This is a genomic window from Polaromonas sp. CT11-55, from assembly GCF_047303325.1.
Classification (GTDB): domain Bacteria; phylum Pseudomonadota; class Gammaproteobacteria; order Burkholderiales; family Burkholderiaceae_C; genus Polaromonas.
In genome coordinates this window covers 23,564-36,349 of the sequence record NZ_JBKBEX010000028.1, presented here as the reverse complement: position 1 = coordinate 36,349, position 12,786 = coordinate 23,564, and the positions used below count along the sequence as shown (strand labels likewise).

Here is a 12,786-nt window from a genome sequence, read left to right as displayed (position 1 = left end):
AGGGACCCTTCCGGCGCCAGCGGGCTGTCGCATTGGTGTCGCCCGGCGAGTGCCGGGGGATGCCGGGGGATGCCGGGAAGTGGCGGTGCTGGGCGGCCTGCGACTGGCCTACCCGCAAAGGCCTGTCTAGCGGTAGTGCGGCGTGCGCTTGTTCAGGAAGGCGTCTATGCCTTCGCCGGCGTTGGCATCGTGCAGGTTGCGCACGAAGTGCTCCTGCTCGCGGGCCAGCTGCTGGTTCAGCGTGTTGCCGGCCGCCTCGTTGATGAGCTCCTTGATGCTGGCCAGCGCATTGGGCGCGCGCGCATTGAGGCTTTCGGCCAGTTCCCGGGCCTGGGCCAGGGCTTCGCCGGGGGCCGTGACCCGGTTCACCAGGCCGAAGTCATGCAGCCGGCGCGCCCCTATGCGTTCGCCGCTCATCAGCAGTTCGCTGGCCAGTGCGCGCGGCAGTGCGCGCGCCAGCGCCCAGCTGCCGCCGCCGTCGGGCGACAGCGCCACGGTGCTGTAGGACATCACAAACACGGCGTTGTCGGCCGCCACCACAAAATCGCAGGCCAACACCAGCGAAAAACCGGCGCCGGCGGCCGCGCCTTCCACGGCGGCGATCACCGGCTTGGGGTAGGTGCGTATCGAATCTATCCAGTTGTGCAGGCCTTCTATGCTCTGCGCCTGCACCTCGGGCGCCTCGCGGCGGTTGGCCTCCAGCCGCTGCAGGTTGCCGCCCGCGCAGAAAATCGCGCCTTCGCCGGTGATGACCACGCTGCGGATCTCGGGGTTGTTCTCGGCAGCGTTCAGCGCTTCAATGCCCGCGGCATAGAAGTCGGGCCCCAGGGCATTCCTGAACTCCGGGTTGCTGATTGTCAGGATAAGGGTCTGGCCCTCGCTGGTACTCTTGATTGCGCCTGCCATGTCACTTGTTCCAATGCGAAAGAAAGGGTAGCCGGAGAGCGGATTTCCACGCCAGTGGGGGCCGCGGAACTGGCTTCGCCAGGCCGCAGGCGCCGCCCCCTCGAGGGGAGAAGGTGCTACACGAAGTGAGCATCCGACGGGGGTGTTTCATTCTTCCACATGCATGAGGCTCAAGCCGATGGCACCGCGGCGCCGCAGCCAGGGGGAGGGGCGGTAGCGCTGGTCGCCGTACACGGTCTGCATGTTGAACAGCACTTCCAGCACATTGGTGGGGCCGTAGCGGTCGCCCATGGCCAGCGGGCCCAGGGGGTAACCGAGCCCGAGGGTGACAGCGGTTTCCAGGTCTTTCGGGCTGCAGATGCCTTGCTGGCAGATGTCGCTGGCGATGTTGACGATGGTGGCCACCACGCGCTGGGTGACGAAGCCGCCGCTGTCGCGGATCACGCTGACGGCCTTGCCGTCGCGGGCGAAGAGGGCGTGTGCGGCGTCGCGCATGTCGCTGCGTGTGGCCGGGTTGGTGGCCAGCACGCGCCGTCTGGTAGCCGCGTCATCGATCAGCATGTCGATGCCGACGGTGCGGGCCGGGTCCAGGCGCTCCACCACGGCGACTGTGGTGATGTCAAAACCCAGTGGCGCGACCAGCGTCAGTGCCTGCGGTGAGGCGGAGGCGCCGGTCTCGATTTTCGCGCCCAGGTTCTTGAGCAACTGCAGCAGTTCAGCGCGGCGCGAGGCCCGGGGCGAGACCCAGACGGGCGGGAGTTCAGCGACCTGGGGAGCCGCGGGTTCCGCGGGCAGCTGCATGGTGCCGTCCGCGTAGCGGTAAAAGCCTTCACCGGTCTTGCGTCCCAGCATGCCGCCGGCCAGGCGCTGCGCGGTGATCACGCTGGGGCGGTAGCGGGCTTCTTCGTAATACTGGTGGTAGATCGACTCCATCACCGGATGGGAGACGTCGAGCGCGGTCAGGTCCATGAGCTCAAAGGGGCCCAGCTTGAAGCCGGCCTGGTCGCGCAGGATGCGGTCTATGGTGGCGAAATCGGCGACACCTTCGCTGACGATGCGCAGCGCCTCGGTGCCGTAGCCCCGGCCCGCGTGGTTGACGATGAAGCCGGGCGTGTCCTGCGCCTGCACGGGCGTATGGCCCATCTGCCGGGCGTATTGGTTCAGGCCCTCGCACACGCTGGGGCTGGTTTTCAGGCCCGCGATCACTTCGACCACCTTCATCAGCGGAACCGGGTTGAAGAAGTGAAAGCCAGCCAGGCGTTCGGGGTGCTTGAGCGCCGCCGCGATGGCGGTCACGGACAGCGAGGAGGTGTTGCTGGCCAGCACCGTCTGCGCGGGCACCAGTGCCTCCAGTTCGGCGAATAGCGCGCGTTTGACGTCCAGGCGCTCCACGATGGCCTCGACGACGAGGTCGCAGCCCGCGAGATCGGCCAGGGTGCCGGCGAGCACGAGGCGGTCCTTGTGCGCGGCGGCCGTCGCGGCTTCGAGGCGGCCTTTTTCAACCAGCTTGTCCCATTGGGTGCAGATGGCTTCGCGCGCTTTTTCGGCGGCGCCCGCTTGCGCATCCATGAGCCTGACAGTGCTGCCGGCCTGCGCGGCGATCTGGGCAATGCCGCGGCCCATCGCGCCAGTGCCAACTATTCCCACATTTGCAAAATTTACTTTCATGGCCGAATTATGGCTGAGCCTCTTCAGCGAACGCGCGTGGCAAAATTCGCCCACCCCATGAAATCCGCCGAGAAGTCTTTGAAATGCCTGCTTGGCGCTTTGCTGTTGGGCCTTGCCGCCCACACCCTGGCCGCATCCCTGGGCCGCGTGCGCGGCGCGGCCATTGTGGGCCACCCACTCGACGTCACGCTGTCCGCACAACTGGACGGCACTGAAAACCCATCCTCCGTCTGCCTGTCCGCCGAGGTGTTTTTCGGCGACAGCCAGATTTCCCCCGACAAGGTACGCACCTCGATCTCGCCGGGCGCCGGTGCCGGTGAAGTCCTGGTCCGCATCCGCACGACTGTCGTGCTCGATGAGCCGGTTGTGATGCTGTATGCCCGCGAAGGCTGCCAGCAAAAAAATTCGCGCAAATACGTGTTGCTGGCCGAGATGCTGGGTGACAACAGCGTCCCGGTACCCTCGACACTCGCGCAAGCGCCGGCTGCTGCGGCGGCGAGTACGGCAGCGCTATCCCAAGCCGGGACCTCGAAGGCCAAGCCGCAAACCCGCACCGGCACCGGCACTGCGATGGCTTCTTCTTTGGGCATGCCGCCGGCCCGCACGGCCGGCAAACAGACACCAAAACAGGCACCAACCCCAGCGCCGGCGCGCAAATCGGGGCCACGCCTGCAATTGGCCCCCATCGACCTGGCTGCCGAACGCGACCCTGTGCTTCGCGCTTCGCCTGAGTTGCTGACCCTGCCTTCCGCCGATGCCCAGCAACGGGCCTCCGCGGCCGCGCTGTGGCAGGCACTTAACGCCCAGCCGCAAGACATGGCGCGTGACAGCCAGCGGCTCAAGTCCCTGGAATCCGATGTGGCCGCAATGCTGGCGCAAAGCCGCAAAACGGAACTGGCCGTAACGGACCTGCGCGGCCAGCTCGAGCAGGCGCGCCAGGAGCGCTACAGCAACTGGCTGGTGTATGCCTTGGGCACCATTCTGTTGCTCGCATTGCTGGCGGCCGGTTTTTTCTGGAGGCGCGATCGCCAGCGCGCGCTGCGCCTGGACCACTGGTGGGACAAGGAAGCCGCTCAGGGCAAACCCAGCGGTTTTTCGGATGAGACGGGGCCGGCCTCCCGGTCTGCCGGTCTTGCGCCCGCGCCGGTGTCGGCGGTGGACCTGGATTTGGACGCGCTTCAATTTGAAAGCACGCGCAAGCTGCCGGCATCCAGGCCGGTTGAGCCTGTGGATCGCCCTGAATTCCTGCCCAGCCTGGGCGGCTTGAGCGGCATGCCCCGCATCGTCAACGCCGAGGAGTTGTTTGATGTCCAGCAGCAGGCGGATTTTTTCGTCTCGCTGGGCCATCCCGACAAGGCGGTGGATGTCCTGCGCCTGCACATCATGGACAACGTGGAAACCAGCGCACTGGTCTATCTGGACCTGTTTGACCTTTACCACAGCCTGGGCCGCAAGGACGACTACGACGCGTTGCGCAAGGACTTCCACCGCATGTTCAATGCCCAGGTGCCCGCCTTCGACGACTATGCGATGGACACGCACGGCCTGGAGTTTTATGTGGCGGCCCTCACGCGCATCGAGTCGCTGTGGCCAACGCCCAAGGTGCTGGATGTGCTGGAAGAGTCGATCTTTCGCAAACCCGACTCGCGCAGCGAGGTTTTCAGCCTTGCGGCTTACCGTGAGCTGCTGCTGCTTCACTCCATCGCCAAGAAGATCGTTACCCGGCCCGTCGAAGCCGGGGAAGGCGCCGGCGCGCCGGCACCTGGAATGCCGAGCCTGGCGGTCGCCCTGCCGCAGGCGAGCAGCTTTGGCCCAACCAACATCCTGCCCCTGTCCGCCCGCTTGCAGGAAACGCCGCCGCCGCTTCCCGTTGCGCTTCCGGTCGCCGGGGCTGGCGCTTTTCCCACGGAAATTGCGCCAAGCCTGGACCTGACGCGGCCGCCTGTTTCACCGAGGCTGGGGCTGGACATTGACCTGAGCCAAGAGGAAGCCGACGACGCCCTGGCGCCGTTGCCGGCCATCGCCATGATGGACATACCGCCCGAAGCCGGGGATTTCAGCAACCTCATCGAGTTCGACCTCGATGTGCCGGCCTCCAGGCCAGACCCCAAGGCCTAGTTTCGGCCCCGCCTAAAGGAAATACACCGGCTCAGCGCCGCACTTGCAGCGCGCCGGGATTGACGATGTTGGTGGGCGTGCCCTTGATGAAGTTGACGACGTTGTCGAAAGCTGCGCCGAAGTACAGCTCGTAGCTGTCCTGCTCCACATAGCCGATGTGCGGCGTGCAGATGCAGTTTTCGAGGCGAAGCAGAGCGTGACCCTGCAGGATGGGCTCGGATTCAAACACGTCGATGGCCGCCAGGCCTGGGCGGCCGCGGTTGAGCGAGGCAATCAGCGCCTCGGGCTCTATCAGCTCGGCGCGCGAGGTGTTGACCAGCAAGGAGGTGGTCTTCATGCGCGACAGGTCTTCCAGCGTGACGATGCCGCGGGTTTCGTCGTGCAGGCGCAGGTGCAGGCTCAGCACATCGCTTTGTTCAAAAAACTCGGCCTTGCTGCCGGCGACTTCGTAGCCGTCGGCCTGGGCCCGCTCACGCGAGGCCTCGCGGCCCCAGATGATGACCCGCATGCCGAACGCCCGGCCGTAGCCGGCGACGATTTGCCCGATCTTTCCGTAGCTCCACACGCCCAGTGTCTTGCCCTTGAGGACTGAACCTATGCCGAAATTCGGCGGCATGGAGGCCGACTTGAGGCCGGCCTGCTGCCAGGCACCGTGCTTGAGGTGGGCCACGTAATGCGGGATGCGGCGCATGGCCGCCATGACCAGGGCCCAGGTCAGTTCGGCCGGCGCCGTGGGTGAACCGGTGCCTTCGGCCACCGCGATGCCGCGCTCGGTGCAGGCCGCGACGTCGATGTGGCCCCCGACGCGACCGGTTTGCACGATCAGCTTGAGTTTGGGCAGTTTTTCAATGACCTGCCTGCTGAGCTGGGTCCGTTCCCGGATGAGGACGATGACGTCGGCATCCTTGAGCCGGACGGACAGCTGGCCTATGCCTTTGACGGTGTTGGTGTAGACCTTGGCGGGATAGGCCTCCAATTTGGCAGCGCAATTCAGTTTTCGCACTGCGTCCTGGTAGTCGTCGAGGATCACAATATTCATGCCGATATTGTGCCTGCAAGATTTTTCTTCCTTGCGGGAAGGGCTACCTGAACACGCTCATTTTGTATCGCCAGGAAACCCTGTTGCGGTATTTCAGTCTGGCGGCGGCGCGCGGCGCGGGCTCACGGGCCTTTGCCGCAAGGACGAAGGCGGGCCAAGCTTGCTTTTTTACTGCAACGCGGCCTCGCGCTGCGCCATGCGCTCAAGCTCCGCGCAGACGTCGGCCATGCGGCCCGAGATCACCATGCGGCCGGCGCAGGCCGGGCCGACATTGGCGTCGAATTCGCGAACGACGCGCAGGCGGCTGGGCGCGGGGTGTTTGGGCATGGCCTTGCCGGTTGGGGTGGTTTCGCGCGGGGCCGTGGCGGCACCCGAAGAAAAAGGCAGTACCAACTGGCCGCTTGCGCGCTGGGCACGTGCAGGCGCGGAATACCGGCCGGACCTGGTTGCAGGCACAAACCAGGCTGCCAGCGCCTGCGCGGGGGCCAGCAGGATGGACAGAAGGGGTGAATGTGAAAAACTGACGATTCCCATGATGAACTCCTGTATGAGAGAGGTTTACACAGGCAGGATTTCGGACCGGCGACAGGCCGGCAGGGCCGCCGCACCAGGGTGTTGGCCAGAAAGCCAAACGCCCGCCACCTGGTGCGTGGCCGGATGGGGTGGCTTACATCAGCATGGTGTTGCGTATCAAACCGACGGCCAGGCCTTCGAGTTCAAACGGTTCACCGGGCTCGACCACGATGGTCTTGAAGTCCGGGTTTTCGGGCAAAAGCTCGATCAGGTTCTTGTTGCGGCGAAAGCGCTTGACGGTGACTTCATCGCCGAGGCGGGCCACGACGATCTGGCCGTTCTTGGCTTCTTTGGCCTGTTTGACGGCCAGCAGGTCGCCGTCCATGATGCCGACGTCGCGCATGCTCATGCCGCGAACCTTGAGCAGGTAATCGGGTTGGCGCTGGAACAGGCCGCTTTCAAAATAATAGGTTTGCTCGATATGTTCCTGCGCGAGAATCGGGCTGCCAGCAGCAACCCGCCCTACCAGCGGTAGGGCGAGTTGGGCCAGGCTTTGCAACGGCAGGGAAAACTGTTTGGTGCGTGATTCGTTGATGGAGCGCAGGGTGTCGCCGCGCAGGCGTATGCCGCGGGAGGTGCCGCTGACGAGTTCAATGACGCCTTTGCGGGCCAGCGCCTGCAGGTGTTCTTCGGCGGCGTTGGCGGACTTGAAACCCAGTTCGTTGGCGATTTCGGCGCGGGTGGGTGGTGCGCCGGTGCGCGCGATAGCGCTCTGGATCAGTTCCAGGATTTGTTGCTGGCGCGCCGTGAGCTTGGGACCTTCGGAGGGAAAATGCGGGAAATCGGCGAGGATGCTCATGGCGGGACTCCTTGGTTCTTCAGTCAGGTCAAGAGGCCGGGGCTGCAACCCGTTTAGCTGTATCGACCTGTTTTAATATCCAGTACCTGTATTTTCATCCAGTTTTTAAAAGATTGCAAGACCACTTTCCATGCATCCTCAAAATATTGTGATTCTGGGCACCGGCGGCACGATTGCCGGCCGGGCCGCCAGTGCGTCGGACAACATCGGCTACACCGCCGCCCAGGTGGGCGTGGAAGAACTGCTGGCCGCGATCCCGGCCCTGGCGCAGGCCGGCACGGTGCTCACCGAGCAGGTGGCGCAGGTCGACAGCAAGGATATGACTTTTGCCGTATGGGCCAAGCTGGCCGCGCGCGTGAGCCATTACCTGGCGCAGCCCGATATCCAGGGCATCGTCATCACGCACGGCACCGATACGCTGGAGGAAACCGCTTTTTTCCTGCAGGCGCTGCTGGCGCCGGCCAAGCCCGTGGTGCTGACCTGCGCGATGCGCCCGGCCACGGCGCTGGTGCCCGACGGGCCGCAAAACCTGCTCGATGCCGTGGCTGTGGCGCGCCACGCAGGAGCGCATGGCGTGGTCGCGGTATGCGCCGGCGTCATCCACGGCGCGGCGGATGTGCAGAAGGTGCATACCTATAAGCTCGATCCTTTCAGTTCGGGCGACGCCGGCCCCATAGGCTATGTGGAGGAGGGCCAATTGAGGCTGCTACGTAGCTGGCCGCAAGCCGAAGCGGGGCGCGCACAGGCTGCCGCCAAAAGCATTGCCGGCCTGGCCGGCGCTGTGCCCCGTGTCGAAATCATCATGAACCATGCCGGCGCCGGTGGCGCCATCGTGCAAGCCTTGCAGGCGCGGGGCGTGCAAGGCCTGGTGGTGGCCGGAACCGGCAACGGCAGCCTGCACCATGAGCTGCAGGCCGCTTTGCTCAAGGCCCAGGCCGACGGCGTCAAGGTGATTCGCGCCAGCCGCTGCGCCGCAGGGCGGGTGTTGCCGACCCCGGCTGACACGATTCCGGATTCGGAAGGCCTGAGCCCGGTCAAGGCCCGCGTGAGCCTGATCCTGCAGTTGCTGGCTTGAATCTCTGCGGGACCGGTTGCGCAGGCGCGCCCCTCCCCAAGCTCCATTCCTTTTTTGACCTCGCGGACACCCCATGCAAACCCCGTATGAACTCGGCAACCGGAACCAGACCACCACCTGGGAGGACTGCATCCGGTTTTATGAAGCGCTGGCCCGGCGCTGCCCGACCGTCCTGCAGTTCTCGCAGATCGGCGTTTCCGATGCCGGCGTGCCCATCCATGCCGGCATCGTCAGCGCCGACGGGGTCTTTGATCGCGAGAAGATCCGGCAGGCGGGGCGGGCCGTCTTTTTCAACAACAACGGCATACACCCCGGCGAGCCCGAAGGCATAGACGCCTGCATGGCGCTGGTGCGCGACCTCTGCCTGGAACCTGGACGCCTGGCCGCGCTGGGCAGCGCGGTCTACCTCTTCATTCCGGTCTACAACGTCGACGGCAGCTGCAACCGGGGCGATACCAGCCGCGTCAACCAGGACGGGCCCGAGTCCTTCGGCTTTCGGGGCAACAGCCTGCACCTGGACCTGAATCGCGACTTCATCAAGTGCGACAGTCTTAACGCGCAGCTGTTCAACCGCTTCTTCACGGCCTGGGACCCGGACGTGATGGTCGACACCCACACCTCCAACGGCGCGGACTACAGCTACACCATGACGCTGATCCATACCCAGGCCGACAAGCTGGGCGGCGGCCTGGGCACTTTCCTGCGGGACAGCATGCTGCCGGTGATTTACCGCGGCATGGAGGAGCGCGGCTGGCCGACCTGTCCCTATGTGAACCCGGTGCAGGTGAGCCCGGACCAGGGGATTGCCGACTTCCTCGAGGTGCCGCGCTTTTCGACCGGCTATGCGGCGCTGAACCACACCATAGGTTTTATGCCGGAGACCCATATGCTCAAGCCGTTCAGGGACCGCTATGAGTCCATGCGCGCGCTGCTGGATGTGACGCTGGCGTTCACGGTGGCCAACGCGCCGCAGATCCAGGCTCTGCGGCGGCAGGCCCGGCAAGCGGCGGTCGGCAGGGCCCACTGGCCGGTGCGCTGGAAGCTCGATGAAACCCGCCGCTCGCGCCTGCGCTTCAAGGGCTACGCCGCGGTGCATTCGCCCAGCCTGCTGGGCAATTACCGGCGCCTGGCTTACGACAGGGACCAGCCCTGGGAGCGCGAAATCGATTACTTCACCCACTTTGCCGAGGAGGCTGTGGTGCGCGCGCCCCTGGCCTATGTGGTCCCGCAGGCCTGGCGCGCGGTGGTCGAGCGCCTGGACTGGAACGGCGTGCGCATGGAGCGCCTCGCCGCCGCCCGCACGGTGCAGGCCCAGGTCAGCCGCATTCAGGCCGTGCAAAGCCGCCCCGGCGCCTATGAGGGCCATATGTTCCATGACGAACTCACGCTCGAAACCAGCCTGCAGGCCGTGGAGCTGCAGGCCGGCGACTGGTGGGTGCCGCTGGACCAAGACAAGGCGCGTTACGCCGTCGAAACCCTGGAGCCCCAGGCGCACGACAGCTTTTTCCGCTGGGGGTTTTTCAACAGCATCCTCGAGAAGAAAGAACACTTCTCGGACTATGTGTTCGAAGACATGGCGCTGCAGTTGCTCAAGGACGAGCCAGAGCTGCGCGCACGCTTCGAGCAGTGGAAGGCGGCCAATCCGCAACTTCTGTCCGACTCTAAGCAGGTGCTGGGCTTTATCTTCGAGAACTGCGCGCGTTATGCCGAGCCGCAATGGCGGCGCTACCCGGTGCTGTCGATTTTTTAAAGAGTCATGAAAAAAGCCGTCGCAAGGACGGCTTTTTTGCGAATCAACGGGGAGCTTAAGCGGACAGGGCCTCGAAAGCCCGCGCCGTGATCTGGTCGACCGTGCCCATGCCGCTGATGGCGCGGTATTTGGGCGCCGCGTCGGGTGCGACCTTGGCCCAGCTCGAGTAATAGTCCACCAACGGGCGGGTCTGGGCGCTGTAGACCTCCAGGCGCTTGCGCACGGTTTCTTCCTTGTCATCTTCGCGCTGGATCAGTGGCTCGCCGGTCACGTCGTCCTTGCCCTCGACCTTGGGCGGGTTGAACTTGACGTGATAGGTGCGGCCTGAGGCGGGATGCGAGCGGCGTCCGCTCATGCGCTCGATGATGGCCTCGAAAGGCACGTCGATTTCCAGCACGTAATCGAGCCTCACGCCAGCCGATTTCATCGCGTCGGCCTGCGGGATGGTGCGCGGAAAACCGTCGAACAAAAAGCCTTTGGCGCAATCGGCTTGGGCGATGCGTTCCTTGACCAGATTGATGATCAGGTCATCACTGACCAGCGCGCCGGCATCCATGATTTTTTTGGCTTCGATGCCCAGCGGCGTGCCGGCCTTGACGGCCGCGCGCAGCATGTCGCCGGTGGAAATCTGGGGGATGCCGTACTTCTGGCAGATGAAGGTCGCTTGCGTCCCTTTGCCCGCGCCAGGCGCGCCCAACAATATCAGTCTCATGGATGTCCTCGGATTTTATGAATTCGTGAAGTCAGCCCCAGGCCGGCGCGCCGGTCACCCGCTGGGGTTGCTTGGCAGATGTGAAGGGCTGCCAGCACGTCCTGCAGGCCTTCCACTTGCGTTTTTCCCAAGGATAGCACGCACCCCTGACAGCACCTTACAGGGAAGGGCTTCCCGGCAGGGGTCCGCGCTCAGGAAAACAGCTTGCGGGCGCGGTCCAGGTCTTCGGCCGTGTCCACGCCCGGGCCCGGCGCGTCGTCGGTGATGTGTACGGCGATGCGGTGGCCGTGCCACAGGGCGCGCAGCTGCTCGAGCTGCTCAAGCTGCTCCAGCGGCGCTTGGGGAAGGCGGGGGAACTCCCGCAGAAAGCCCACGCGGTAGCCGTAGATGCCGACGTGGCGCAGCGGCTTGGGCAGCGTGCTGCCGGCTTCCCACCAGGCCTGGCCGGCGAAGTCGCGGCCCGCGGGAATGGGCGAGCGGCTGAAGTAAAGCGCGGTATGGCGGGCATCGAGCACCACCTTGACCACGTTCGGGTTTTGCAGGTCCGCCAACTGGGCTATGGAGTGCGCGGCGGTGCTCATGGCGCAGTCGGGCCGCTCATTGAGCAGGTGCGCCACGGCGTTGATCAGCGCCGGGTCTATCAGCGGCTCGTCCCCCTGCACGTTGACCACGATGTCCTCGTCCGCCAGGCCCAGCACGCCGCAGGCCTCGGCCAGCCGGTCGCTGCCGCTGGGGTGGTCAGCGCGGGTCAGCACGGCCGTGACGCCGAAGGCCGCGCATTTTTCAACGATCTCGTCGCTGTCGGTAGCCACGACGGTGCGCAGGGCGGCGCTTTGCATGGCGCGCTGCGCCACGCGCACGACCATGGGGGCGCCGCCTATGTCGGCCAGGGGCTTGTTGGGCAGGCGGGTGGAGGCCAGCCGGGCCGGAATCAGGACGGTAAAACTCACAGGCCCAGCTCTTCGTCCGTCAGGGGGCGCGCTTCATTCTCTAGCAGGACCGGCAGGCCGTCGCGCACGGGGTAAGCCAGCCGGGCGCTGCGGGAGACGAGCTCCTGTTTTTCCCGGTCGTAGTCAAGCGGGCCTTTGGTCACGGGGCAGACCAGCAGTTCAAGCAGTTTGGTGTCCATGCTTCGATGGTACTGGAGAAAGCAGGGGCGCCAGCAGCGCATCGAAGGCGGAGAAAAAGGCCGGTTCAGGTGAAAACACCAGCGGCACGGCCAGCAGGTCCAGCCCGGCGGCTGCGGGCAGGGCAAACAGCTTGACCGCGTCCTTTTCGGTGCACAGCACTGTGCGTCCCTGCAGCCCGGCCAGGTCGGCTTCGCTGAACGGATGGTGGTCGGGCAGGGCGATGCTTGCCTCCAGCGTCAAACCGGCGTCTGCCAGCATCCCGAAAAACGCCTGCGGGTTGGCGATGCCCGCCAGCGCGGTCAGCGGCCGGCCGCGCAAGCCGGTTAGCGCGACCTGCTCGCCGCCAGCCGACCAGGCGTCGTCGGCCAGCTGCCGGCTGGACCCGAAGCCTTCGAAGGCGGGGCGTTGCCCGGTATGCAGCACCAGGTCCAGGTCCTGCCGCGTGCGCGCGGGCCAGGGTTCGCGCAGCGGGCCCGCCGGCAGCAGCCAGCCATTGCCTATGCCGCGATCGTCAAATGTCGCAATCTCGATGTCGCGCTCCAGGGCGTAATGCTGCAGGCCGTCATCGCAGATCACCACGGCGGTTTCGGGGTGGGCGGCGAGCAAGGCCCGCAGGGCTTGCGTGCGCCGCCTGGCGACAAACACCGGCGCGCCCGTGAGCCGGTGGATCAGGGCCGGTTCGTCGCCGGTTTGCGAGGGCGGCGCGGCGGGCGTAACCTCCATGCAACCGGAAGCGGTGCGTCCATAACCGCGCGACACCACTCCCACCGCCACCCGCTGCGCCTGCAAGTGCCTGACCAGGGCGATCACCAGAGGGGTTTTGCCGGCGCCGCCGGCAATCACATTGCCGACCACCACAACGGGAACCCTGAAACGCTCGGAACGCAGGATGCCGCGACGGTACAGCGCACGGCGCAAGCGCACCAGCAGGCCGTAGCACTGCGCCAGCGGCCAGAGCAGGCACGCCAGCGGTCCACGGCTGAGCCAGGCGTTTTGCAGAAGGTGTTTCACGGCCG

General features: G+C 65.5%; 12 protein-coding genes. 3 read left to right on the top strand and 9 right to left on the bottom strand.

What is annotated here, in order from left to right; all coding sequences use genetic code 11:
• Positions 1-126 precede the first annotated feature (126 nt).
• Together ACEN8I_RS20485 and ACEN8I_RS20480 are read right to left on the bottom strand one after the other, a co-directional pair.
• Positions 127-906 carry an oxepin-CoA hydrolase, alternative type gene (locus tag ACEN8I_RS20485; RefSeq protein WP_413330471.1) on the bottom strand — a complete coding sequence of 260 codons (780 nt, stop codon included), beginning with the start codon at positions 904-906 and terminating at the stop codon, positions 127-129.
• Positions 907-1,053: 147 nt separating this feature from the next.
• The gene (locus ACEN8I_RS20480) at positions 1,054-2,574 is read right to left on the bottom strand and encodes a 3-hydroxyacyl-CoA dehydrogenase (RefSeq protein ID WP_413330470.1); all 1,521 of its coding nucleotides are present in this window, start codon (positions 2,572-2,574) and stop codon (positions 1,054-1,056) included.
• Between the two features lie 57 nt (positions 2,575-2,631).
• Here ACEN8I_RS20480 and ACEN8I_RS20475 point away from each other — a divergent pair, with 57 nt between their 5' ends.
• On the top strand, positions 2,632-4,692 hold the full coding sequence (locus ACEN8I_RS20475; RefSeq protein ID WP_413330469.1) for a hypothetical protein: 2,061 nt from the start codon (positions 2,632-2,634) through the stop codon (positions 4,690-4,692).
• 31 nt (positions 4,693-4,723) lie between these two features.
• On the opposite strand, the gene ACEN8I_RS20470 is transcribed toward ACEN8I_RS20475, so the two are convergent.
• The 3 genes from ACEN8I_RS20470 to lexA form a co-directional block, all read right to left on the bottom strand.
• The gene (locus ACEN8I_RS20470) at positions 4,724-5,731 is read right to left on the bottom strand and encodes a D-2-hydroxyacid dehydrogenase family protein (protein WP_007872458.1); all 1,008 of its coding nucleotides are present in this window, start codon (positions 5,729-5,731) and stop codon (positions 4,724-4,726) included.
• A 168-nt stretch (positions 5,732-5,899) separates the two neighbouring features.
• Positions 5,900-6,265 (bottom strand): hypothetical protein, encoded by a 366-nt coding sequence (locus tag ACEN8I_RS20465; RefSeq protein WP_413330468.1) that lies wholly within the window; start codon positions 6,263-6,265, stop codon positions 5,900-5,902.
• A 133-nt stretch (positions 6,266-6,398) separates the two neighbouring features.
• Positions 6,399-7,103 carry a transcriptional repressor LexA gene (gene lexA, locus ACEN8I_RS20460; RefSeq protein WP_007872461.1) on the bottom strand — a complete coding sequence of 235 codons (705 nt, stop codon included), beginning with the start codon at positions 7,101-7,103 and terminating at the stop codon, positions 6,399-6,401.
• A 130-nt stretch (positions 7,104-7,233) separates the two neighbouring features.
• Here lexA and ACEN8I_RS20455 point away from each other — a divergent pair, with 130 nt between their 5' ends.
• Positions 7,234-8,178 carry an asparaginase gene (locus tag ACEN8I_RS20455; RefSeq protein ID WP_413330467.1) on the top strand — a complete coding sequence of 315 codons (945 nt, stop codon included), beginning with the start codon at positions 7,234-7,236 and terminating at the stop codon, positions 8,176-8,178.
• A 73-nt stretch (positions 8,179-8,251) separates the two neighbouring features.
• On the top strand, positions 8,252-9,928 hold the full coding sequence (locus ACEN8I_RS20450) for a M14 family zinc carboxypeptidase (RefSeq protein WP_413330466.1): 1,677 nt from the start codon (positions 8,252-8,254) through the stop codon (positions 9,926-9,928).
• Positions 9,929-9,983: 55 nt separating this feature from the next.
• Here the strand turns inward: ACEN8I_RS20450 and adk are convergent, their stop codons facing one another.
• The 4 genes from adk to lpxK form a co-directional block, all read right to left on the bottom strand.
• A complete protein-coding gene (gene adk / locus ACEN8I_RS20445) occupies positions 9,984-10,640 on the bottom strand; it encodes an adenylate kinase (protein ID WP_413330465.1) in 657 nt (218 codons plus the stop codon).
• Positions 10,641-10,831: 191 nt separating this feature from the next.
• Positions 10,832-11,590, bottom strand: coding sequence for a 3-deoxy-manno-octulosonate cytidylyltransferase (kdsB, locus tag ACEN8I_RS20440; RefSeq protein ID WP_413330464.1), 759 nt, complete (start codon positions 11,588-11,590; stop codon positions 10,832-10,834).
• Positions 11,587-11,769 carry a Trm112 family protein gene (locus ACEN8I_RS20435; RefSeq protein WP_413330463.1) on the bottom strand — a complete coding sequence of 61 codons (183 nt, stop codon included), beginning with the start codon at positions 11,767-11,769 and terminating at the stop codon, positions 11,587-11,589. The genes kdsB and ACEN8I_RS20435 overlap by 4 nt, the downstream gene beginning before the upstream one ends.
• Positions 11,750-12,781, bottom strand: coding sequence for a tetraacyldisaccharide 4'-kinase (gene lpxK, locus ACEN8I_RS20430; RefSeq protein ID WP_413330462.1), 1,032 nt, complete (start codon positions 12,779-12,781; stop codon positions 11,750-11,752). Before lpxK ends, ACEN8I_RS20435 begins: the two co-directional genes overlap by 20 nt.
• Positions 12,782-12,786: the final 5 nt, after the last annotated feature.

Excerpts from the sequence above, each read along its gene's own strand:
- ACEN8I_RS20485 (WP_413330471.1), bottom strand. The coding sequence starts at position 906 with ATGGCAGGCGCAATCAAGAGTACCAGCGAGGGCCAGACCCTTATCCTG.
- ACEN8I_RS20435 (WP_413330463.1), bottom strand. The coding sequence starts at position 11,769 with ATGGACACCAAACTGCTTGAACTGCTGGTCTGCCCCGTGACCAAAGGC.
- ACEN8I_RS20465 (WP_413330468.1), bottom strand. The coding sequence starts at position 6,265 with ATGGGAATCGTCAGTTTTTCACATTCACCCCTTCTGTCCATCCTGCTG.
- ACEN8I_RS20470 (WP_007872458.1), bottom strand. The coding sequence starts at position 5,731 with ATGAATATTGTGATCCTCGACGACTACCAGGACGCAGTGCGAAAACTG.
- ACEN8I_RS20455 (WP_413330467.1), top strand. The coding sequence starts at position 7,234 with ATGCATCCTCAAAATATTGTGATTCTGGGCACCGGCGGCACGATTGCC.
- ACEN8I_RS20450 (WP_413330466.1), top strand. The coding sequence starts at position 8,252 with ATGCAAACCCCGTATGAACTCGGCAACCGGAACCAGACCACCACCTGG.
- adk (WP_413330465.1), bottom strand. The coding sequence starts at position 10,640 with ATGAGACTGATATTGTTGGGCGCGCCTGGCGCGGGCAAAGGGACGCAA.
- ACEN8I_RS20480 (WP_413330470.1), bottom strand. The coding sequence starts at position 2,574 with ATGAAAGTAAATTTTGCAAATGTGGGAATAGTTGGCACTGGCGCGATG.
- ACEN8I_RS20475 (WP_413330469.1), top strand. The coding sequence starts at position 2,632 with ATGAAATCCGCCGAGAAGTCTTTGAAATGCCTGCTTGGCGCTTTGCTG.
- lexA (WP_007872461.1), bottom strand. The coding sequence starts at position 7,103 with ATGAGCATCCTCGCCGATTTCCCGCATTTTCCCTCCGAAGGTCCCAAG.